This window comes from Kosakonia oryzae, from assembly GCF_001658025.2.
GTDB classification, from domain to species: Bacteria; Pseudomonadota; Gammaproteobacteria; order Enterobacterales; family Enterobacteriaceae; genus Kosakonia; species Kosakonia oryzae.
The window spans coordinates 3,182,283-3,202,603 of sequence record NZ_CP014007.2 but is presented as its reverse complement, the minus strand read 5'-3'; the positions used below and the strand labels follow the sequence as shown (position 1 = coordinate 3,202,603).

Sequence of the window (20,321 nt, the reverse complement as noted above, 5' to 3'; positions counted from 1 at the left end):
AGGATCAAAAAAGAACAGAAGGAATACGCTATGCCGATTACCCCGGTTATCGATCACGCGGTGATTAATGTTGATGAAGAACTGGATCAGGCGCAATGCCTGTTCCAGCGGATGGGATTTCAGCTCAGTACGCGGGGACACCATTCGATGGGCTCCAGCAACCATCTGGCCATCTTTGCCGATAACTATCTGGAACTTTTAGGTTATGAACCCGCCCGCCAGACAGATGCGCGCGGTTTATGGAACGTAGCCCCAGGCCTTGCCGGGCTGGTCTGGAAAACCCGCGATGCGCATGCGGTATGGCGGCACCTCCAGCAATGCCAGCTCGATGGCGAACCGCCGACCCGCTTCTTCCGCCCGGTGATACTGCCGGACGGCAGCCAGACTGAGGCCCGGTTTTGTATCTCGCGGATCCGCGCCAGCGCCGTGGAATACGGCTTCAGTTTTTTCTGCGAACATCAGACGCCGCAAGCCGTCTGGCAGCCCGCCTGGCAAGTACATCCTAATAGCGTGCAGGCGCTGTCCGCGTTCGTTATTGCCTCGCCGCAACCTGAACAGACGCTGGCGCTGTATCGCCAGTTGTTCGGCACGGAGGCCCGCGCGGAGGAGAACGGCGGCTATGTGCTTGATTCAGGAACCTGTTGCCTGCGCATTATCACGCATCAACAAGCAAGCCTGGAGTTTGCGCTGCCGCCTGTTGCGGCGCAGGCACCGGCGAAAATGGTGGCGCTCTGTTTTCAGGTGGCTTCACTGGAGCAGCTCAGGCGCTGCCTTAGCCAGGGCGATATTCAGTGGCGAGAGCAGGGCCATCAGGTGCTGGTAATGCAGCAGCAGGCACAGTGGCTGGCGATGCGTTTTGCGGAAAAAGCATAGAGGGGAGTGCTGAAAACGAAGGAAGAGCAGGACGTAAAGTGAATCGTCGCTGGCGGCTTCTCTTCCGGCATCCCTGATTTCAACCCGGCTGCACGTTCTGGCAGCCGGCAGATTTCGGCGCAAATTCAGAGAGCGTCATCCACGCTGGCGCTGCCTTACTCCGCCACCAGCCACATATCCGCTTCTTCAAACATTTCCTCGAGCATCCGGTTCAGCTTTTCCCGGTCGTTTTTACTGGCATCGCTGTTTAGCCCGTTGGCCTGCATGGGTTTTACCCGGACATCGGCATCAGGAAACAGACGGTGAACACGCCGGGTAAGTTCATCAAGGATGATTTCCCTGGCGCCGGAAAGCCCTTCAACATTGCGTTTGTCATAGACCAGTTCAACGAACATTAACCCTTCCTGTGTGTGAATTAATAGCGCAGTATTTATACTGTATAAAACAACAGTAATCAACAATGAAAGTGAGAGGGGAAGGGCAGAAAGTATTTTGTGGAATAGCGATCGGTTATTCCGCGCTGTTTCTGCGCGGAATGGGTGAAAAACAGAGGCGGTGTTTGCGGTGTGTATCATCGTGAGTCCTTTTCAGGACTCACGGTTTTATTTCGATTCTGAGCGGGAATTGCCGGTAGAGATCAGCTGGGCTGTACGGTTTTTTTCTTTTTAAAGTTTTCGTCATTAATCACAAACTGGAATGCGTCGAGAACCAGCCCCGATATTCTGAGAATATCTTCCATTTATCACCTGTAGCTTCAGAGCGTGTAGCCACTCAAATAGAGCAATGTTATTGGCCAGTTTATGACGATTTAATCGATGCGGTTTTTTCAGCCCTACGAAATGATCTCATTATTTAAAATAATTACCGTTTGGGCGGACAAGTCCGCCGCGCAATATCCCCTCTCGCCGCGCGTGAAAGCGCAGCGTTTGCCCACCGCATGAGTAAAAAAGAGCGTGCAATATCTGATTTTGCCCGTACCGGGCCACTATTGGCACGATCGGATGACATACACTGAACTGAGCAGCGAAAGCGAAGGCCCCTTTGTGCTTGTTCACCAGGAAGGCTTACGCCAGTACCGTCTGGAAATATGTCGAATAGCGCGTAAGCGCGGTGACTGTAGCGGGTTGATGATACCGGTTCGTACATATCTCTCCTCATCGCAGGCGTAACGGTGTTGAACAGTGGGAAGCAGCATGTTTAATCATTTGAAAAAACGAATGCACCAGTATAAAGAACCGGCGGTATCGCCATCGCAGGGGGAAGATATTCTCTTTGCTGCACTTGAGCAGAATATGATGGCTGCCGTGCTGATTGATGAGCAGGACAGGGTGATGTTTTACAATCGCGCGGCAGAAAAATTATGGGGCTACCGCCGTGACGATGTGCTCGGACAAAGTGTCTCCATTCTGATTCCGCATGATCTAAAAGCCGCGCATCCTGGCTTTATTCGCCATCATCGCGAGGGCGGTGATTCACGCGTTGAGGGGATGAGCCGGGAATTGCAACTGGAGCGAAAGGACGGCGAGAGGATCTGGACGCGCTTTGCCCTTTCCCGGGTCGTGAACGCAGGAAAAGTCTGTTATCTCGCGCTGGCGCGTGACGCCACTCTGGAGATGGAACAGCGGGAACAGACGCGTCTGTTGCTGCTGGCCGTTGACCATATCAGCAAACCGGTGATCGTGCTGGATACCGGACGGCGTATTGTGCAGGCGAACCGGGCTTTTACGGAGGCGTTTGGTCTGAGCTTAAGTGAGGCGGCGGGAAAACGCCTGGATAGCGTCCTCAATATTCCGGATGATCCGCCGGATAACCGGCAGCGTCTGCAAAACCTGTTGCGCAAGAATGAGCGCGAGCAGAATGAGTTTCAGGCGCTTGCCAGCAATGGCGAGAACGTCTGGTTCAACGCCACCCTCAGCCCGGTTCTTGCCAAAAATGGCCAGTTGCAGAATCTGGTAATGACTTTTTCTGATATCACCGAAGATCGCAAGATCCGCGAACTTGAACGGGCTTTGCTTTCCGCGATGCGCAGCAATCTGCCGATCGGTGAAATGGGCGAAATCATCTGCCGTAATATCGTCGCCGTGCTGGGGCAGGCGCACGCTTCGCTGAAAATCCTGCAAAATAATGTTCCGCAACGCTGGGCGTGCAGCGCCGAAAAACTCGACTGTCCGGGAGTCATATCGCGCGCCGTGACGATTCGCCGACGCGACGGTGTTGCCGCAGGTATCCTGACGATCGACACCGTGGCTGGCAAGGAAAACCGAGCCTTGACTGAGCGTGTCGCCGATATCAGCCAGCACCTGGCCGCGCTGGTGCTGGAACAGGAAAATAGCCGGCAGCAGATTGAACATCTGATTAAATTCGATCCGCTAACCGGGCTGCCTAACCGCAGACATCTGCAAGATTATCTCGATCAACGGCTGGCGACAGCGGAGACGAAAGCGCCAGTAGTGCTGATGATGATGGTTGATCACTTCCAGGATGTCATTGATGCGCAGGGGTATGCCACCGCTGAGCAGCTCCTCTCAATCGTGGCTAACCGGCTGCGCAATAGCCTCGGCGCGGGCCAGTATCTGAGCAAAATAGAGGGGCAACAGTTTGTGCTGGTGGATAGTGAGAATGACGTTAGCAGCATGACGCGGGTTGCGGAAGTGCTCGAAAACGCCGTCAGTGAACCTATCAACTTTAATAACACGACGTTTTCATTGACGTTGAGTATCGGCATTAGCTATGAGGCGGGTAAAGATCGCGACTGGCTGCTGTCCACTGCGCACAGCGCCATGGATCATATTTACCGCAGCGGCGGTAACGGCTGGCAGTTCTTCAATCAGGAGCTTAACCGCGCTGCGAGGGAGCGCCTGCTTTTGGGAGCGTCGCTGAAGCGCGCCGTTGCGGAAAATCGCTTGCGGTTGGTCTATCAGCCGCAGATCAATATCGCTACCGGTGAATTGTATGGTCTTGAAGCGCTGGCCAGATGGTGGGACCCAGAACACGGCGAAGTGCCGCCTGCGCGGTTTATTCCGCTGGCGGAAGAGGTGGGAGAAATCGAGAATATCGGCATCTGGGTGTTGCGCGAGGCATGCCGCCAACTGGCGCAGTGGCGCAAAAACTGGCCGGATTTTCCTGCGCTTTCTGTCAATTTGTCGGCCATTCACTTTCACAATATCCAGCTTCCCATGCAGGTACTGGACGCCATCAACGAGTTTGCCATCCCCGGTGAAATGCTGACGCTGGAAATTACCGAAAGTATGGTCATGGCGCCGGATGATGAGCTATCAGCGCGTTTTCAGACGCTGCGCGATATGGGGGTTGGTCTGTCGGTAGATGATTTCGGGACGGGGTTTTCCGGGCTTTCCCGGCTGGTCACGCTGCCGGTGACCGAAATTAAAATCGATAAAAGCTTTGTCGATAGTTGTCTGACGGATAACCGGAGCCGTTCGCTGCTGGAGGCAATAACCGGCATCGGGCAGAGCTTTGGCATGACGGTGGTGGCGGAGGGCGTCGAAACCCGTGAACAGTTACAGCTCCTGCGGCATATTGGATGCCCGGTGGTCCAGGGCTACTATTTTTCCAGACCGATTCCTCCGGAAGAGGTTCCAGAGTGGTTTTTAACGACCTTCCCAAGGCTTATCGCGCAAGAGGCGCAGCCCTGAAACGCGGTGAGTATCTTTGCGCTGAAATAGCCGCAACGCTTTTGTTTCTGCTGCGCCCCTTGTAGCATATGTCGCGAATTTTATTGTGGTTGTAGCGTTAGCTCTAAGGATGTGAGTGTGTTTGCGGAATTTGGCGTTATCAGTTACTGGACCTACTTTATCGGCGCAATTTTTATTATTTTGGTGCCCGGTCCGAACACCTTTTTTGTGCTGAAAACCAGTATCGCCGGCGGATTACGCAACGGGTATACCGCTGCGGCAGGCGTTTTTATTGGTGATGCTGTGCTGATGTTTCTCGCGTACGCCGGTGTCGCCACGCTGATTAAAACAACACCGGTATTGTTCAATATCGTGCGTTATCTCGGCGCGATTTACTTGCTCTGGCTTGGCGGGAAAATGCTCTACAGTACCTTTGTGCAGCGGACGCCGCCGCAAAGTGATGATGATGTGCATAAAGGCGATATTTTAAAACGCTCGCTGGTATTGAGCCTGACCAACCCGAAAGCGATTCTGTTTTATGTTTCGTTCTTTGTGCAGTTTATTGATATCCATTATGCCCGGCCCGGCGTGTCATTTTTTATTCTCGCCAGCACGCTGGAGCTCATCAGCTTCTGCTATTTCAGCTTCCTGATCGTGACAGGTTCTTATGTGACGCAATGGGTGAAGACAAAAAAACGCTTAACCCGTCTGGGAAATTCGCTGATTGGTTTAATCTTTGTCGGCTTCGCCGCCCGTCTGGCAACGTTGCAGTCCTGAAGAGTTAGCCTGAAGAGATAAAAAGAAAAGCCACGCCAGACAGCGTGGCTTTTTAGCATTTATTCTGCCAGCACGGGCATTTTCGCCATCACAAACTCCAGCACTTTCTCACCATCCATTGACGCGAAAGGATAACTTTCGATAATCGCGACAGGGGCATTACCCACGGCGGCCTTAATTTCGTCCAGTTTGTACTGGATGTGCGGCGCGACCAGAAAACAGTCAAAGGCGGGAGCGACGCTGGCGAAATTATCCAGACCGATTGCACTAATCAGCATTGGATAGCCATGTTCGTTGGCTGCCTTTTGCATCCGTTTCGCCAGTGCATTGGCGGTATTGCCGAAAAGACAACATATTAGTAACTTTTTCATGGTCCTGTCCTCCTGGAAGATACGCCTACACTATGCCTGCCAGTGGCGAGAAAATGAGCGCAGCCTCCAGGTTTATTACGAAATATCGTTACTGGAACACCGAAATAGCTTCTGCTAAACGAATAGCCTGCTGATTCATGCGCCCGGTGGCCTCAGCGCCTTCCTGCACGCGCTCGGCATTCTGGTGGGTGATCTTGTCCAGATCTTCCACGGCCAGACTAATTTCGCCAAGCGCCGTCGCCTGTTCGGCGGTGGCGGCACTGATTTGTGCAATCAGCGCGGTGACATTCTGGACCTTGCTGACAATCTCTTTCATTGTCTTGCCAGCGTTATCGGCCAGCTCACTACCGGAATCGACGTGCGCCACACTGGTTTCGATCAACGCTTTGATTTCGCTGGCCGCGCTGGCGCTGCGGCTTGCCAGGCTTCTTACTTCGCCAGCCACCACGGCAAAACCTTTCCCTTGTTCCCCCGCGCGTGCTGCCTCTACTGCGGCGTTCAGTGCCAGAATATTGGTCTGAAAGGCGATACTGTCGATGATGCTGGTGATGCTGGCAATTTGCCGCGAGCTGTCCGCAATTGCCGACATCATCTCGATCATCTGATTCATGACCTGCCCGCCTTGTTGCGCCGCGCTCTGCGTACCCTGCGAAAGGGTGGTCACTTCCGCCGCCGTCTCACGGTTACTCCTTACCGTCGCTGTCATTTCGTTCATGGTGGCGGCCGTTTGCTGCACATTTGACGCCGCCTGTTCAGTCTGACGGCTTAAGGAGTCATTTCCTTCCCGCAGCGCATCTGACGCTTTCAGCACGGTCACCGCCTGGCCGCTGACATCGTTAACCAGCCAGCGAAACATCAGGCCAAGCTGGTTGATGGCGCGTAGCGTGACGCCCACTTCATCTACGCGGTTGAGCTGTTCCACCTGATGTATTTCGCCGCTGGCAACCTGCAACGCCTGGCGCCGCAGATGTTCAATCGGGCGAACGATTTGCTGTTCAAGCCAGATATCGATTGCCAGCAGCAGTAGCGTCATAAAACCCGAGAAACTCGCCATTTGCCCCAGTGTCAATGCATGCAGCCAGGCGGCGGCAAGGCTGAATAACAGCGCGATAATTAGCGCTGAACGTAATCGCCAGCGCAGGGGAAGGGTGACGAACAGCGAGCGCCATGCCATCAAACCGGTGCGAATGATCAACCCTTTATGAAAACGTCGGCCTTTGCTCTGGCCGTTACGAAACTCACGGTACAGTGTCTCCGCCGCCGCGACTTCTTCCGCTGCGGGCCGCGTACGTACTGACATATAACCCTTGATCCTGCCCTCACGCACTACCGGAATAGCGTTAGCGCGTACCCAGTAATGATCGCCATTACGACGGCGGTTTTTTACCAGTGCCGTCCACGGTTCTCCCTGTTTCAGCGTGCCCCACATATCCGCAAAAGCTTCTTTTGGCATATCGGGATGACGAACCAGGTTATGCGGCTCGCCTTTTAGTTCCTCAAGCGAAAAACCACTGACCTGGATAAACGCGTCGTTAGCATAATTAATATGGCTTTGTGGATCGGTCGTTGACATTAAGGTGGCATCATTATCGAAAACGTATTCTTGCTGTGTGACGGGTTCATTGTTACGCATAGTGAGCCTTCTCAGGAAAAGGGATACGAGCCTGAAACATGTTACATTGCTTATATCTATTTACGGCATGAGGTACTACGTGCTTTATATTTTTCTGTTGCTTACGTACTGGCAAAATAGTGCATAAAATAATTTCATTTAAGCCATCATCTTTTTTCCCGAAGATAAAAGGAAATTTCACTTAAGGAGCAAAAAAAGGCGCGGCAGTAAAGTAAGTGTATATTTATATTCCAGCATAACCATACATAGTGTAGATGTTTTTATTATTGTTGAAGCTGCAGGGATAATGTTTCCGCTGAAACTATAAATACATGAATAAGAGTTGTGGTCGGGATCATAAACCTGTTGCTACGGTGCGCCAAATACGCGCCAGATCGTTTCCCGGCGGGCTGGATTCAGCTACGCTGAAACTCTCTTACTGCGAAAGGAATGTTCTTATGAAAGGTACTGTCGTTCACCACGAACACCGCATTGGCTTTCTTGTGATTCGCGACGATAAAGGCGAGTTCGCCCTCGCAGAGCTGCTGGGAAATTATGATGTTGAGATGGGAGATATCGTTTCTGGAAACCTGCATACCAACGGTAAGGAGACGTTGTTTAACCAGACTCAGAATGAAGCGATGGAGGTCTCTGTGAAAGGCTATGGATTATCTGAACAGGATGCCATTAGCATGTTTCTGCGCACGCACTGAATTAATTTACTGTTTCTTATGCGATATATCTTAGTTGCAGTGAATTAATTGCAGAGAAAAAAGAGTACCCATTTTCATTTGCGGCTTGAAGCAGGGGAAGGGCAATAAAATGCGGCAGTTTCGACACCAAAACTGCCAGCGAATGTTTTTTGAGATTGTTAAAGCGTATATCCGTCACGTGCGCACTTTATAACCTGTAACCCGATTGTGAGCCAACGCGAAATTTTCGCTGGAAAGATTAAGGAATTTGATGATTGTCCGCACTGCGCTTCGTTTGATAGCCACATGCTGCTGCGGAATGTGACGCCGCAGCAGCTCAATTCATTAAGTTATCTTATTATTCGTCTGCGTTTGAAGATTTTCATCCTTCCCGCAGGATTCCCGCCTGCTGCTTAATACAACAGGCCGGACAAATAACGTGCGCGTTAAATGCCGTACTGGTGGTGATTCTCGCCAGCGTTGATTTTCGCCAGTAAACGAAAGGGTTTACTGTCAGCCAGCCAGTCCGGGATCTCTTCGGGCGACAGCGGGCGTGAAAAGAGGTACCCCTGTGCGACATCGCAGCCATACTCTTCCAGCATGCGTGCGGTTTCAAGATCCTCAATCCCCTCGGCCAGTACCACGTACTGTAACTCTTTGAGCATCATAATCACGTTACGGGCGATAATCCGGCTGCCGGTGTCGGTGGTCACCTGGCTGACCAGCGAGCGGTCGAGCTTGATAACGTCGATCGGAATTCGGCGTAAGTAACTGATATTGCTGTATCCGGCGCCAAAGTCATCAAGCAGAATGGTAAAGCCCAGTAGCTTAAGCCTGTCCAGCTCCGCCAGCGCCGGTTCGCTTTCCAGCACTTTTTCCGTCTCCAGACATTCGATACGCAGATCGGAGGTATAAAGCCCGGCCGCGAGCACGTTGCGTTCCAGTTCATCGGCAAATCCCGGACGCGAAAAATCGCTCACCGTCACGTTGATCGATACCGGCAGCAAAATACCCTGCTGTTTCCAGCTTTTTAGCTGTGCGATCACCGTTTTAATTACCCACTGCGTAAGGTCGCTCATCAGGGTGGTTTTTTCCGCCAGCTCGACAATGAGGGCCGGAGAGACATTCCCCAGTTGCGGGTGTTTCCAGCGCAGTAACGCTTCGACGCCTTCGGTTTTACCGGAGCGCAGCGAAACCTTCGGTTGATAGACCATATAGAGCTGGTCCAGGGATTTGATGGCTTCGCTGAGATCGTGCAGCAGCTTGAAGTCTTTATTGCGTTTGTGGTCGAGGGTCGGGTCGAAAAGCAACGCCGGAATACCCTGGCGAATGGACTCATGCAGGGCGCTAATTCCCTGGCGCACCACTTCCTGCACATTGTCTTCCTGCGGGGAAAATTTAACGTAACCCGTATGCAGCGTCAGGTTGATGTCGATATCGCCAGCCACTTTCGCCTGTGTACAGGGTAAACGTTCCGCCCGTTTTGCCAGCGTCAGCGCGTAATCGATATCCACCAGCACGGCATAACGCGCGGTGGTAAAGGCATACAGCGTGACCTCGTCTTTCAGCTTCAGGCGCAAACGCAGCAGTGAACCGAAGCTGCGCAGCAGTTTCTCCAGCGCTTCGAGGCCGAGATAGCGAGAGAGTTCGTAAGCGCGCGGCATATCGATGCAATCAAAAATCACCAGCCCGTAAGGAGTGCTCGCTTTTGCAAGGGTTAACCGTTCCATCTCTTTCATCAGAAACTGACGGTTAGGTAGGCCGGTCAGCGCATCCACCAACCCGACGGTATAAAAGGATTCAAGATAGGCGGCGGCGAGGGCGGCAACACGTAAAAAGCTGGCAACCTGGCTGGATGTGGGCACGTAGGTTTCGGGATGACTCGCACACAGCGTACCCATGATCACGCCATCTTTATTTATCATTGGCGCTGAAGCATAAAAAACAATATCGCCGTTTTTTACCAGCGGCTGATGATTAAATCGACCATCAAGGCGGGTATCTGAACTAATTACCGTTTGGCCGCTGTGCAAAGAATATTGGCACATGGTCTGTTCGATTCGTATTTTTACGTGCTCAATCGGAATGTTTTTAACATATTTGATATATTGAAAAACATCATCGAATGTAGTGATAAAACAGCCTTCAACCCCCATAACTTCGCACGCCAGAAGAGCAAACTCGGCCAGTGCTGCATCGCGGGATTTATCCTCCTTGCTCAGCAGCTCCAGAGTGGCCAACCGTTTGCTTTCGCTTTTTTTCAGACCAGTGAACATAGCGAGCTCCTGCCCAAATAAATGAGACCGTAGAAATCTGTTCAGAGGACGCCATCATTCGTTTGGTTGAATTCTGCGCTGAAATAGCAACGTGTCTGTAATTACCACCAGCCCAATTGCGTTCCGGCCACGGCAACAATTGCCACAATCAGCATAATGATGGTTGTCTTTCTCACGAAAACTCCTTCACCGGCGATATACGCCAGAAATGAATTGTATAAGAGATAGAAGAAAATCAGATTTTTCTCAAGCTATCCATGGGGGGCAATAAGCTTAATCGAGACGGGTAAAGGATTTTTTCTTTTATTTTTTTCATCCGTTACATTACCTCTCTCGCAAACGCGCGACATTACATCATGAAAGCAGAACATTTGATATATCGGGGGCGGGAGCCACTAAAGCTGACAGGGAAAAATAAAAAAAAGCCCCGTTGATGAAGCGGGGCAAAAACTCATTGATTACGGAATGATGTTCTCTTGGTCATGGGTGAGAACGAGGCTCACTATAATGACCAAAAGTGCAGTAAGAATGGAGAAATCATGGAGATACCTCCGGCTTGAGGCTATGCTGAAGAGCAATTTCGCCTGAGATGAAGGAAAAAAATGATGCGCTATGTTTTATGGGTTTTGCCGTTTTTAGTCACCGCTTGCTCCACAACGAAACCCGATGCGCCGTTGCCGCCGCAGATCGGTAAAGCCAATCCGGCGGCGATGTACTGCCAGCAAAAGGGCGGGCAGCGGGTGCCGGTTCAGAGCCCGCAGGGGGTGCGTACCGAGTGTAAATTGCCGAATGGTGAGGTAATCGATGAATGGACGCTGTGGCGTCGCGATCATCCGCAATCCGGATCGTGACAGCAACGGGCAGCCCAGGGTAAACTTCGCTTTCAGATTAATCTCATTTTACTGTTGCGAGAGTACCAGAGAAGTATGTTTCAGCTACGAGCGGGCAGCCAGGCCTTAGTCATTGGCGCCCAGACCGCCAATGGTCGCTGCAATATTGGTAAAGCCGTTGAACTGTTCGGCCTGTGCCAGCCTGGAGAACGTTTTTTAAACCCTGTTAACGGTGTGATCACAGAGATGCCGCGCAACGTCGGCCGGGCGCTGTGGCTGGTCACCGGCAATGTCACCGCGTTCGATGGCCAGCAGGGCTTTGCTTTTATCCGGGCTGAGCATCTGATGCCGCTGCAACCCGACAGCGAACCGCAGGATCTGCGCGAGCGGGTGATCGACTAAGTCAACGAGCGCAGCCATTCAGCCAGCACGATGGCATGATTCTGCGCCTGGTTTTTCGCCGCGTATAACAGCGTAACGGTACTTTTTTTACCCCGCGCCGCGAGCTGTTCACCTGCCGTTTTTTGCCCATCCAGCTCTTTGCGGTAGGCTTCGCTGAAGCTGGCGAAATCGAGCACTTCCCCGTGAAAGGCTTTGCGCAGCTCCGTTGAGGGTGCCAGCGTTTTGTTCCATTCATCAAAACGCAGATCGGCTTTTTTTACGCCGCGCGGCCAGAGCCGGTCCACCAGCACCCGGTAACCGTCGTCGTCGCTGGCGGCGTCATAAACACGTTTACATTGGATCATGTTTTTTCCCTCTCTATCATCCCAGGTCACCAGTGCCGGTAATTGTTGCGCGGGAAAGGCAGTCGCTGACGAGGATGCAGGTTTGCTGCACGGCTGGCTCCTGATAATTTGTTCTTGCGCAACAGATTATTTCATTCTTCTGCGTGATACATGATCTCAATTTTAAGGTGTTGTGATTCCAGTAAAAGACAGCTAATGTGATGTTCCTTATGTTATTCGTTATTTGCCCCGGCATAAGGACACATTCATGCATCATATCCCTCCGAAAAAAACACTGCGTATCGCACTGGTCGGCGATTACAGCCATGACATTGTTGCTCATCAGGCGATTCCGCTGGCGATTGATGACGCTGCTGCCGTACTGGAAATTACCGCTGATTACGACTGGTTACCGACCAGCGAAATTAACAGCGCCGAAGATCTGGTCGGCTATGATGCCATCTGGGTGGTGCCGGGAAGCCCCTATAAAAATGCCCGTGGCGCGTTTATCGCCATTCAGTATGCGCGAGAAAATGCCGTGCCGTTCCTCGGTACCTGCGGCGGCTTTCAGCATGCGGTGATCGAATATGCCCGCAATGTGCTGGGCTGGAGCGACGCTGCACATGCCGAAACGGAAAACGAAGGGCGCATGGTGATCTCTGCGCTGACCTGCGCGCTGGTGGATCAAACCGGTACCATCGAACTGCGACCGAATACGCTGATTGCCCGCGCGTATGGCCGTGATGTGGTGGAAGAGGCCTACCGTTGCAGCTTTGGCGTTTCGCCAGAGTTTGCCCGCGAGCTGGAGAGCGGCGATCTGCGCGTGACCGGTTGGGATGAAGAGGGCGAAATCCGCGCGGTGGAACTGGTGACGCACCCGTTCTTTGTCGCCACGTTGTTCCAGCATGAACGCGCTGCGCTGGCCGGGCGACCTTCACCGCTGGTACAGGCGATGCTGCGCGCCGCCTGCGAATAAGCCATGGACCTCTTCCGCGCCATCCGATATCCGGCCGGATGGCGCGCGGTTTAGCGGGAAATAATTTCCCGATCGCGGCCAGCAAACGCGCCGCACACCGCCATTACCACCGCCAGCACGGTACATGCCAGCAACGGCAGGTGCCAGTCGCCGCTGGCGTCGTGAATTTTCCCCATCAACGGCGGGCCGCAGGCTGCCAGCAGGTAACCGACCGACTGCGCCATCCCGGAGAGGGCTGCCGCCTGATGTGCGGAACTGGCGCGCAGGCCAATAAATGTGAGGCCGAGGATCATTGTCGCGCCGGAGCCAAAACCAAAAATAACCGTCCACAGCACGGCGTGTGCTGGCAGCAACCATAATCCCAGCGAACCCACCGCGCACAGAAGCGCCACCAGTGCCGCGATGCCGCGCTGATCTTTCAGCCGATGCAGGAAAACCGGCACCAGTAAACCCGGCGCGGCGGTCGCCAGTTGCAAACCACCGTGCAGGGAACCCGCCTGCGCTTCACTAAAACCCTGCGTCAGCAAAATCGACGGCAACCAGCCAATAATAATGTAATAAATCAGTGAGTTGATACCGAGGAACAGCGTGACCTGCCAGGCCAGCGCCGAGCGCCAGATCCCCCGGCTGTGCAGCGCTCCGGAAGCGCTGATCTGCGCCGGTGCACCGCGACGCAGATGAGGCAGCCACAGCAGCAGCGCGAGTAGCGGAAACACCATCAGCATCAGCAATGCGCCGTGCCAGCCCGCGCCGCTCTGCGCCAGCGGAACCACCAGCGCGGAGCCGAGCGCTGCAGACGCGCCCATCGTCAGGGAGTAGGCGCCGGTCAGTTTCGCCACATGCCCGGCGAAGTCACGCTTCAGCATGCCTGGCAACAGCACGTTGCCGAGTGCTATGCCGCAACCAATCACCGCCGTGCCAACAAACAGCAGCGTGGAGGATGGCAGGGAACGGATGGCGATGCCAAGACAAATCAGCACCATTGCGGCAAACAGACTGCGCTCCATGCCGAAACGGCGGGCAACACCGGCAGCCAGCGGAGAGATCAGCGCAAACGCCAGCAGCGGCAGTGTGGTAAGCATGCCGGTTTGGGCTGTGCTTAAACCATATTCTGCACGAATGGCATCGAGTAACGGCGCCGCGCCGGTAAACGTGACGCGTAACGTGGTTGCAATCATCAGGATACCGGCAATCAGCAGCACCCCTTGTTGCCCACGGGAAGAAAGGCGAGTGGTCATTGTATTCTCTTGATAAACAACAGACCGCTACGATAGCGGTTTTTTCTTCGGTTTTAATCAAGCTAAAATGACAGTTTATCGCTAAATTCGGACAACTTAATGCACGGACTCGGACTGGGCGGCTACGATCCCGACAGCCAACAGGAAGCGGCGGTGGCTTTTCGTATCACCGTTGCGGCAGAAGAGCAGCGCATTCCTGCGCATTATCACCGCAAGGGGCAACTGATTCTGGCGCTGAAAGGGGCCATCACCTGCGAAGTTGAACATGCACGCTGGATGGTGCCGCCGCACCATGCCATGTGGCTGCCAGGTAGGGTGTCGCACAGCAATCACGCGACCCCCAACGCGCAGCTCTGCTTTTTATTTATCGAACCCTGGTCAGTGGTGATGCCAGAGCATTGCTGTACGCTGAAGATCTCGCCGCTGGTACGCGAGTTGATTATGGTGCTTGCCGCACGAACGCCAGCGCAGCGACGCCAGCCTGCTACGCAGCGGCTGGTGCAGGTGCTGTTTGATGAATTGCCGGATCAACCGCAGATGCAGTTGCAGCTTCCTGTTTCCGCGCACCCGAAGATCCGCCAGATGGTCGATCATATGGAGGCCAGCCCGGCTGAGCGACAAACGCTGGCGCAGTGGGCGCAGGTGTTCGCCATGAGCGAGCGTAACCTGGCGCGGCTGGTGGTTCGGGAGACGGGCCTCAGTTTTCGCCGCTGGCGACATCAGATGCAGTTGATTCTCGCCCTGCAACGGTTGATTAGCGGCCAGTCCGTACAGCAAGTCGCCCAGACGCTGGGGTACGACTCAACGACAGCCTTTATTACCATGTTTAAAAAGGGGCTTGGTCAGACGCCGGGGCGTTATCTGGCCACCCTCGGTACAGAGTAATATTTTCTGCTCTCTATTCCCTTGTGTTTATAAGGTCTTAAAAGGTTTGTTCTGTGGAGTGATGATGGATAAGTGATTTATATGGCGCATCTGTTTTTAATAATATTTTCAGATAATCAATGCACTTTTTGATATTTGTCTGATGAATGGGGTTATGTGACTTTAGCGCTGAAATCACCACAATAACAGGGCATAAGGATAAGCATGGCAACCTCATTACACACAAAAATCACCGCGCTCAGCGCACTGGCACTCCTTTCCGCACTCTCATTTTCTGCGCATGCCGACAAACTGGCGGATATCAAAGCCGCCGGTGTCGTCAAAGTGGCGACCTTCGATGCCAACCCGCCGTTTGGCGCGATTGACCCGAAATCGCACGAGATCGTCGGTTATGACGTCGATTTTGCTAAAGCGTTGGCGAAAAGCCTCGGGGTAAAACTGGAGCTGGTCGCGACCAATCCGGCGAACCGCATTCCGCTGCTGCAATCCGGCAAGGTGGATCTGATTGTTGCGGATATCACCATCACCCCGGAACGCGCGCAGGTGATTGACTTCTCCACGCCGTATTTTGTTACCGGCCAGCAGTTCCTCGTCCCGGCAACGGCTGCCGATAAACTGGAGGCCTACAGCAAAGCGCGCATCGGCGCAGTGAAAGGCACCACCGGCGAACAGGCGCTGCACCAACGCTTCCCGCAATCCCGCGTGCTGGCCTATGACGATATCCCGCTGGCGCTGACCGCGCTGCGTAATGGCAACGTACAGGCGATTACGCAGGACAGTACCATTCTGGCCGGATTACTGGCGGAAGCGCCGGATAAAGCCAAATTCAAAATCCTGCCGGATCTGCTGTCGAAAGAGGAGATTGGCGTAGGGGTGGGGAAAGGTGAAACCGCGCTGCTGAAAGCGGTGAATGATGAACTGGTGAACCTTGAGAAGAGCGGCGACGCGGCAAAAATCTACGATACCTGGTTCGGTCCGCAAACTAAAACCCCGGCTCCACGCAGCTTTAAAATAGAAGCGAAGTAATATGCTGTCAGGTCTGTTTTCCGCCTCTGTGGCTTCCGCCACGGAGGCGTTTCCCGTGCAAAAAGGAACGGTGACATTTCGCGGCGTCACAAAACGCTATGGCGATAATGTGGTGCTGAATGGCATTGATTTACAGGTCGCCGCTGGTGAAGTGCTGGCGGTATGCGGCCCCTCTGGTTCCGGCAAATCCACGCTGATCCGCCTGATCAACCAGCTTGAAACCCTGAGCAGCGGCGAGATTGAGGTTGATGGTCAACCGACCAGCACACTCTCCTGGCGCGCGCTGCGTGAACTGCGTCGCCATGTCGGTTTTGTCTTTCAGCAATTCAATCTCTATGCGCATCTCAACGCGCTGGACAATATCACGCTGGCGCTGCGGCACATTCACGGTAAAAGTGCCGGTGATGCGCAGGCTATCGCGCTGGCGTTATTGGCGCGGGTGGGATTGCAGGATAAAGCGCATCACTTTCCCTCGCAGCTCTCCGGCGGTCAGCAGCAGCGGGTGGCGATTGCCCGCACGTTGGCGGCCGATCCGCACATCATTCTGTTTGATGAACCGACCTCGGCGCTGGATCCGGAGATGATTGGTGAAGTGTTGCAGGTGATGAAATCGCTGGCGCACAGCGGTATCACGCTGATTGTTGTCACCCACGAGATGCAGTTTGCCCGTGAAATCGCCGATCGGGTGATCTTTATCGACGGCGGCGAGATCCTGGAGCAGGCGGCACCGGCGCAGTTCTTCTCCGCGCCGCAACACCCGCGCGCGCAGCGTTTCCTGCAAAAAGTGCTCAACCCACTGCACGCAGATAACAAGGAGTTGTGATGGCGCTGCATCTCGACTGGGCAGGCGTGCTGACCGGGCAGCCCGCGCAATGGATCCTCTCCGGTTTTCTCACCACCATTTGGGTCACCCTCGCCGGTATGCTGCTGGCGACGGCGCTGACGGTGCTGCTGCTGGCGTTGCGGTTGACCGGCGGCAAAGCAGGGCGCGCAGCGGTGGCGGTGTGGGTTTCGCTGTTTCGCAACACCCCTTTGCTGGTGCAGTTACTGTTCTGGTATTTCGCCGCCTGGAACCTGTTACCGCTGAGTTTTCGTCAGTACGTGAATGACGATCATGCATTCAGCATTCTGCCGGGCAATGTCTGGTGGTTTACCCCGGAATTTCTCTCCTCCGCCTGGGCGTTAGGGCTGTTTACCGCCGCATTTCTGGTGGAAGAGATTCAGGCCGGGCTGCACGCAGTTCCGCGCGGGCAAATTGAAGCGGCCGAGTCGCAGGGGTTCAGCCCGCTGGCGCTGTTTCGCTGGGTGTTGTTACCTCAGGGGTTACATAATGCCTGGCAACCGGTGGTGGGGCAATATCTCAACCTGATGAAACTCTCCTCGCTGGCCACCGGGATTGGCCTTGGCGAGCTGACCTACCAGACCCGGCAGATCGAAAGTTACAACGCGCATGAGCTGGAAGCGTTTGCCATTGGCAGCGTGCTCTATCTGCTGCTGGGGCTGGTGATGAGCGTGCTGTTCAATGTGTCGCAAAGCTGGCGGATTTTACGCCGCGCGGCGGGAGGTCAGCGTGATCGCTAACGTTACGGTTATCACCGATAACCTCGATTATCTGTTGTGGGGACGCGCGGCCCAGGGCGAACCGGGCGGGGTATTGCTCTCGCTGCTGATGACGTTTGGCGCGGCGGCGCTGGCCTTTCCCGGCGGCGTGCTGCTGGCCTGTTGCGCCTGGCGCTTTCGCGGCTGGCCGCGCAGGGCGCTGTTTCTGTGGGCGGAGATTATTCGCGGCATTCCGCTGATCTTCGTGATTTTCTGGCTGTGGTTTTTACTGCCGTGGCTGACAGGAACGGATCTGCCCGGCGCGGTGACCGTGACGCTGGCGCTGGCGTGGTTTACCTCGGCATCGGTAATGTATTCGACGCTGGCGGCACTGGGCGCGTTGCCGGACGGCCAGTACGAAGCGGCGCTGAGCAGCGGTTTTAGCAGCGTGCAAACCCTGCGGCTGGTGCTGCTACCCCAGGCGTTACGCAACGCGCTGCCCTCATACGTGGGGTTGCTGGTTGCGCTACTGAAGGACACCTCGCTGGCGTTTATCGTCAACGTGCCGGAGCTGACTACCGTGGCCGGGCAGGTGAATAACCGGGTGCAGGTCTACCCTGCGGCGCTGTTTATCTTTACCGGTCTGGTCTACTACCTGCTGTGCAGTGCGCTGGAATTTGCCGTCAAACGCCACCAGCGCCGTTATTCACTGCCGGCCAATTAGCAGCGACACCAGCCCGGCAGCAATCAGTGGCCCGACCGGAACGCCCCGGAACAGGGCCACGCCCAGCACGGTGCCGACCAGCAACCCTGCCACCAGCGACGGCTGCGTACTCATCAATGTCACACCGCGCCCACCGAGCCACGAGACAAAGATACCCACCGCAATGGCCACCAGCGACTTCCAGTTGACGAAGGAGTGCAGCAGGGTGGATGGCGGCAGCGAGCCGCTGGCAATCGGCGCCATCACGCCAATCGTCAGAATAATAATCCCCACTGTCAGCCCCTGTTTTTCTATCCACGGGAAGAAGGTATTCAGCGGCGTGATACGGACAATAATCAGCACCAGAATGGAGACGGCGACAGTGGTGTTGTGGCTGACAAATCCCAGCGCGGCGAGCGCGAGTAAAATAAACAGTGTGCTATCAAACATGCAGAGGTTCCTTGCCAAAAAAAGAAGCCTGTTCACTCTACGCATAAACGGATGATGAGGCAGGCTTTTTTCTTTCGTACGGCTAATTTCGGGCAGTTGCCAGAGTGCGAAGCGATTTTTTTACCTAAACCCTGTCAATTTGTCATGGAACAGTCATGTTCGGCGCTTATGAATAGCGCATCGACGGGTGAAATTTCAGGCAACTGCGAGCCGCTATCATGCCATCAGATATCTATGTTCTTACCGCACTGTTTACGACGCTGGCCGTTGGGCTGGTGATTTGCGTGTTAATACTGGAACGCTCGGAGTGGTAACCGGTTCATCACGCGGACAGACGGCGGAAATCGACAATTTCCGGCTGCGCAATGCGCAGGTAGTCTTGTGTATCCATAATCACTGATTTTTCCAGCAGACCGGCGTTGAAGGCGATATTGTCAAAGCGCTGAAACAGTACCGGGTCGGCCACCAGATGCAGATCCGGATGAAAGCTAAACGGCGGAATAGCGCCGAAGACGCAGGCGGTGAGTTCTTCCACTTCCAGCGGACTGGCCAGCGAGGCTTTCAGCCCACCAAAATGCTGTGCCAGGCGGCTGAGATCGGCTTGCAGGTCGGCGGCAAGGATCGCCAGCACATGCTTTTTCACGCCGTTCCCTTTAATTTTGCATACCAGCGCTTTGGCACCCTGGCCCAGGGCGGTGCCACGAATTTCACTGACCGCTTCGCATTTACCGACGGCGTCGTGCTCGACGACCTGAAAACGTGCCTGTTGCTGCTCAAGCAGGGTCAACAGATGCTGGTGGACGTCGCGGCTGGCAATTTCAGACATGATCTCTCCCGATAACAAACAGTAAGAGTGAAAGCATAATCCACTCGCCGGGCGATGAGAATAAAAAAGCCGCCCCGAAGGACGGCGAAAAAATACAAGCACTACAAACAACGCTTTGTGTGTACTGTTTATTTTTTTTGCAAAAGGTAGCTGTTTTCAAAGCCCGGAACGCTACCAATAACGTCGAATCCGTTAAAGAAGCCGCCTGCGCGCAGCAGGTCAACTGCGGGTCCGACTTCCGGAGAGTAAATGAAGTCACGATAATCATCGAACACAATAAATCCACCGCTGACCACGGTTGGCGCATACAGCAGGAAATCGGTAAGAACATGCTCTTTCAGGTGGCCGCCGTCAATATGCAGCAGAATGGTTTTCGGCTCCAGCGCCATTACCCGTTCAATACTGTGCTGTGAATAACCGCGTATCAGCGTGACTTGCGGGAAAATATGCTCGTGGTAGAAACCTAACTCCAGAGGCTGGTTCGTTAATTCCATCGGGTCGATGCTGATAATGCGGCGGTTACCCTGGCAGAGGGCGTTCATAAAGGCGCTGGATTTACCTTTCCAGACGCCGATTTCAATAATGTCGCCAGCGGCGTTGGCATTATTGACTAACCAGCAGAGATAACCGAGCAGCTTAACGTGATCGTGAAAAGAGAGTTCCCGACGCGGCATCGCTTTTTCAGCGGGCAGGATGGCTTGCGCTTGCACGAAAGCTTCTCCCAGATCGTCCCAGACGGTATCAATAATCCCTTTTATTTCAGGGTCCTGTACAAATACTTTTAAGTCATCCAGGTCGATCATGCGCACGGTTCCTGTCAATTTGTCTTTCGCGACGAAAGAGAACGCCACGATTTGTCGTGCGTAAAATGTGCCACATTTCTTTGTTCA

Annotated in this window: 23 protein-coding genes; 14 read left to right on the top strand and 9 right to left on the bottom strand. The window is 54.1% G+C overall.

Annotation, left to right across the window (positions count from 1 at the left end; all coding sequences use genetic code 11):
• Positions 1–30: 30 nt before the first annotated feature.
• On the top strand, positions 31–873 hold the full coding sequence (locus tag AWR26_RS15315; RefSeq protein ID WP_064567114.1) for a VOC family protein: 843 nt from the start codon (positions 31–33) through the stop codon (positions 871–873).
• 155 nt (positions 874–1,028) lie between these two features.
• On the opposite strand, the gene AWR26_RS15310 is transcribed toward AWR26_RS15315, so the two are convergent.
• Positions 1,029–1,268, bottom strand: a complete 240-nt coding sequence (locus AWR26_RS15310) for a DinI family protein (RefSeq protein ID WP_043953821.1) — start codon at positions 1,266–1,268, stop codon at positions 1,029–1,031.
• Positions 1,269–1,874: 606 nt separating this feature from the next.
• Between AWR26_RS15310 and AWR26_RS15305 the strand changes: the two genes are divergently transcribed.
• From AWR26_RS15305 to leuE, 3 genes are all read left to right on the top strand, one after another.
• The gene (locus tag AWR26_RS15305; RefSeq protein WP_156525213.1) at positions 1,875–2,042 is read left to right on the top strand and encodes a hypothetical protein; all 168 of its coding nucleotides are present in this window, start codon (positions 1,875–1,877) and stop codon (positions 2,040–2,042) included.
• Between the two features lie 48 nt (positions 2,043–2,090).
• Positions 2,091–4,526, top strand: coding sequence for an oxygen-sensing cyclic-di-GMP phosphodiesterase DosP (dosP, locus tag AWR26_RS15300; protein ID WP_064569031.1), 2,436 nt, complete (start codon positions 2,091–2,093; stop codon positions 4,524–4,526).
• 117 nt (positions 4,527–4,643) lie between these two features.
• Positions 4,644–5,282 carry a leucine efflux protein LeuE gene (leuE, locus tag AWR26_RS15295; protein ID WP_064567112.1) on the top strand — a complete coding sequence of 213 codons (639 nt, stop codon included), beginning with the start codon at positions 4,644–4,646 and terminating at the stop codon, positions 5,280–5,282.
• A 59-nt stretch (positions 5,283–5,341) separates the two neighbouring features.
• Here leuE and AWR26_RS15290 read toward each other — a convergent pair whose 3' ends face one another.
• Together AWR26_RS15290 and AWR26_RS15285 are read right to left on the bottom strand one after the other, a co-directional pair.
• Positions 5,342–5,653, bottom strand: a complete 312-nt coding sequence (locus AWR26_RS15290; protein WP_064567109.1) for a PTS sugar transporter subunit IIB — start codon at positions 5,651–5,653, stop codon at positions 5,342–5,344.
• Positions 5,654–5,741: 88 nt separating this feature from the next.
• A complete protein-coding gene (locus AWR26_RS15285) occupies positions 5,742–7,286 on the bottom strand; it encodes a methyl-accepting chemotaxis protein (RefSeq protein ID WP_064567107.1) in 1,545 nt (514 codons plus the stop codon).
• Positions 7,287–7,723: 437 nt separating this feature from the next.
• Here AWR26_RS15285 and AWR26_RS15280 point away from each other — a divergent pair, with 437 nt between their 5' ends.
• Both AWR26_RS15280 and AWR26_RS15275 read left to right on the top strand, forming a co-directional pair.
• A complete protein-coding gene (locus AWR26_RS15280; protein WP_064567105.1) occupies positions 7,724–7,978 on the top strand; it encodes a hypothetical protein in 255 nt (84 codons plus the stop codon).
• Positions 7,979–8,185: 207 nt separating this feature from the next.
• Positions 8,186–8,374: a hypothetical protein gene (locus AWR26_RS15275; RefSeq protein ID WP_139227875.1), complete on the top strand. Its 189-nt coding sequence runs from the start codon at positions 8,186–8,188 to the stop codon at positions 8,372–8,374.
• A 29-nt stretch (positions 8,375–8,403) separates the two neighbouring features.
• On the opposite strand, the gene AWR26_RS15270 is transcribed toward AWR26_RS15275, so the two are convergent.
• Positions 8,404–10,233, bottom strand: a complete 1,830-nt coding sequence (locus AWR26_RS15270; RefSeq protein ID WP_064567103.1) for a sensor domain-containing phosphodiesterase — start codon at positions 10,231–10,233, stop codon at positions 8,404–8,406.
• A 605-nt stretch (positions 10,234–10,838) separates the two neighbouring features.
• Between AWR26_RS15270 and AWR26_RS15265 the strand changes: the two genes are divergently transcribed.
• Together AWR26_RS15265 and AWR26_RS15260 are read left to right on the top strand one after the other, a co-directional pair.
• The gene (locus tag AWR26_RS15265; protein ID WP_064567101.1) at positions 10,839–11,084 is read left to right on the top strand and encodes a putative hemolysin; all 246 of its coding nucleotides are present in this window, start codon (positions 10,839–10,841) and stop codon (positions 11,082–11,084) included.
• A gap of 75 nt (positions 11,085–11,159) precedes the next feature.
• The gene (locus AWR26_RS15260; protein ID WP_064567099.1) at positions 11,160–11,465 is read left to right on the top strand and encodes a hypothetical protein; all 306 of its coding nucleotides are present in this window, start codon (positions 11,160–11,162) and stop codon (positions 11,463–11,465) included.
• Here AWR26_RS15260 and AWR26_RS15255 read toward each other — a convergent pair.
• Entirely contained in the window at positions 11,462–11,809 is a 348-nt protein-coding gene (locus tag AWR26_RS15255) for a DUF488 domain-containing protein (protein WP_064567097.1), read from the bottom strand. The genes AWR26_RS15260 and AWR26_RS15255 overlap by 4 nt on opposite strands.
• A 247-nt stretch (positions 11,810–12,056) precedes the next feature.
• Between AWR26_RS15255 and AWR26_RS15250 the strand changes: the two genes are divergently transcribed.
• On the top strand, positions 12,057–12,764 hold the full coding sequence (locus tag AWR26_RS15250; RefSeq protein ID WP_064567095.1) for a CTP synthase C-terminal region-related (seleno)protein: 708 nt from the start codon (positions 12,057–12,059) through the stop codon (positions 12,762–12,764).
• A 50-nt stretch (positions 12,765–12,814) separates the two neighbouring features.
• Here AWR26_RS15250 and AWR26_RS15245 read toward each other — a convergent pair whose 3' ends face one another.
• Positions 12,815–14,002, bottom strand: a complete 1,188-nt coding sequence (locus tag AWR26_RS15245; RefSeq protein ID WP_064567092.1) for a CynX/NimT family MFS transporter — start codon at positions 14,000–14,002, stop codon at positions 12,815–12,817.
• A 99-nt stretch (positions 14,003–14,101) separates the two neighbouring features.
• Here AWR26_RS15245 and AWR26_RS15240 point away from each other — a divergent pair, with 99 nt between their 5' ends.
• The 5 genes from AWR26_RS15240 to AWR26_RS15220 all read left to right on the top strand — a co-directional run bounded on the left by AWR26_RS15240 (position 14,102) and on the right by AWR26_RS15220 (position 18,176).
• A complete protein-coding gene (locus tag AWR26_RS15240) occupies positions 14,102–14,887 on the top strand; it encodes an AraC family transcriptional regulator (protein ID WP_064567090.1) in 786 nt (261 codons plus the stop codon).
• A gap of 204 nt (positions 14,888–15,091) precedes the next feature.
• Positions 15,092–15,913: an ABC transporter substrate-binding protein gene (locus AWR26_RS15235; RefSeq protein ID WP_064567088.1), complete on the top strand. Its 822-nt coding sequence runs from the start codon at positions 15,092–15,094 to the stop codon at positions 15,911–15,913.
• A 1-nt stretch (position 15,914) separates the two neighbouring features.
• Entirely contained in the window at positions 15,915–16,736 is an 822-nt protein-coding gene (locus AWR26_RS15230; RefSeq protein WP_064567086.1) for an amino acid ABC transporter ATP-binding protein, read from the top strand.
• The gene (locus tag AWR26_RS15225) at positions 16,736–17,494 is read left to right on the top strand and encodes an amino acid ABC transporter permease (protein WP_064567084.1); all 759 of its coding nucleotides are present in this window, start codon (positions 16,736–16,738) and stop codon (positions 17,492–17,494) included. The genes AWR26_RS15230 and AWR26_RS15225 overlap by 1 nt, the downstream gene beginning before the upstream one ends.
• Positions 17,484–18,176, top strand: coding sequence for an amino acid ABC transporter permease (locus tag AWR26_RS15220; protein WP_064567082.1), 693 nt, complete (start codon positions 17,484–17,486; stop codon positions 18,174–18,176). The genes AWR26_RS15225 and AWR26_RS15220 overlap by 11 nt, the downstream gene beginning before the upstream one ends.
• On the opposite strand, the gene AWR26_RS15215 is transcribed toward AWR26_RS15220, so the two are convergent.
• The 3 genes from AWR26_RS15215 to AWR26_RS15205 form a co-directional block, all read right to left on the bottom strand.
• Positions 18,159–18,605 carry a DUF441 domain-containing protein gene (locus AWR26_RS15215; RefSeq protein WP_007374583.1) on the bottom strand — a complete coding sequence of 149 codons (447 nt, stop codon included), beginning with the start codon at positions 18,603–18,605 and terminating at the stop codon, positions 18,159–18,161. The genes AWR26_RS15220 and AWR26_RS15215 overlap by 18 nt on opposite strands.
• A gap of 322 nt (positions 18,606–18,927) precedes the next feature.
• Positions 18,928–19,431 carry a YbaK/prolyl-tRNA synthetase associated domain-containing protein gene (locus tag AWR26_RS15210; RefSeq protein ID WP_064567080.1) on the bottom strand — a complete coding sequence of 168 codons (504 nt, stop codon included), beginning with the start codon at positions 19,429–19,431 and terminating at the stop codon, positions 18,928–18,930.
• 128 nt (positions 19,432–19,559) lie between these two features.
• Positions 19,560–20,234, bottom strand: coding sequence for a class I SAM-dependent methyltransferase (locus AWR26_RS15205; protein WP_064567078.1), 675 nt, complete (start codon positions 20,232–20,234; stop codon positions 19,560–19,562).
• Positions 20,235–20,321: the final 87 nt, after the last annotated feature.

Coding starts and splice junctions, on each gene's coding strand:
- AWR26_RS15315 (WP_064567114.1), top strand. CDS start 31: ATGCCGATTACCCCGGTTATCGATCACGCGGTGATTAATGTTGATGAA.
- AWR26_RS15310 (WP_043953821.1), bottom strand. CDS start 1,268: ATGTTCGTTGAACTGGTCTATGACAAACGCAATGTTGAAGGGCTTTCC.
- AWR26_RS15305 (WP_156525213.1), top strand. CDS start 1,875: ATGACATACACTGAACTGAGCAGCGAAAGCGAAGGCCCCTTTGTGCTT.
- dosP (WP_064569031.1), top strand. CDS start 2,091: ATGCACCAGTATAAAGAACCGGCGGTATCGCCATCGCAGGGGGAAGAT.
- AWR26_RS15290 (WP_064567109.1), bottom strand. CDS start 5,653: ATGAAAAAGTTACTAATATGTTGTCTTTTCGGCAATACCGCCAATGCA.
- AWR26_RS15285 (WP_064567107.1), bottom strand. CDS start 7,286: ATGCGTAACAATGAACCCGTCACACAGCAAGAATACGTTTTCGATAAT.
- AWR26_RS15280 (WP_064567105.1), top strand. CDS start 7,724: ATGAAAGGTACTGTCGTTCACCACGAACACCGCATTGGCTTTCTTGTG.
- AWR26_RS15270 (WP_064567103.1), bottom strand. CDS start 10,233: ATGTTCACTGGTCTGAAAAAAAGCGAAAGCAAACGGTTGGCCACTCTG.
- AWR26_RS15265 (WP_064567101.1), top strand. CDS start 10,839: ATGCGCTATGTTTTATGGGTTTTGCCGTTTTTAGTCACCGCTTGCTCC.
- AWR26_RS15260 (WP_064567099.1), top strand. CDS start 11,160: ATGTTTCAGCTACGAGCGGGCAGCCAGGCCTTAGTCATTGGCGCCCAG.
- AWR26_RS15255 (WP_064567097.1), bottom strand. CDS start 11,809: ATGATCCAATGTAAACGTGTTTATGACGCCGCCAGCGACGACGACGGT.
- AWR26_RS15250 (WP_064567095.1), top strand. CDS start 12,057: ATGCATCATATCCCTCCGAAAAAAACACTGCGTATCGCACTGGTCGGC.
- AWR26_RS15245 (WP_064567092.1), bottom strand. CDS start 14,002: ATGACCACTCGCCTTTCTTCCCGTGGGCAACAAGGGGTGCTGCTGATT.
- AWR26_RS15240 (WP_064567090.1), top strand. CDS start 14,102: ATGCACGGACTCGGACTGGGCGGCTACGATCCCGACAGCCAACAGGAA.
- AWR26_RS15235 (WP_064567088.1), top strand. CDS start 15,092: ATGGCAACCTCATTACACACAAAAATCACCGCGCTCAGCGCACTGGCA.
- AWR26_RS15230 (WP_064567086.1), top strand. CDS start 15,915: ATGCTGTCAGGTCTGTTTTCCGCCTCTGTGGCTTCCGCCACGGAGGCG.
- AWR26_RS15225 (WP_064567084.1), top strand. CDS start 16,736: ATGGCGCTGCATCTCGACTGGGCAGGCGTGCTGACCGGGCAGCCCGCG.
- AWR26_RS15215 (WP_007374583.1), bottom strand. CDS start 18,605: ATGTTTGATAGCACACTGTTTATTTTACTCGCGCTCGCCGCGCTGGGA.
- AWR26_RS15210 (WP_064567080.1), bottom strand. CDS start 19,431: ATGTCTGAAATTGCCAGCCGCGACGTCCACCAGCATCTGTTGACCCTG.
- AWR26_RS15205 (WP_064567078.1), bottom strand. CDS start 20,234: ATGATCGACCTGGATGACTTAAAAGTATTTGTACAGGACCCTGAAATA.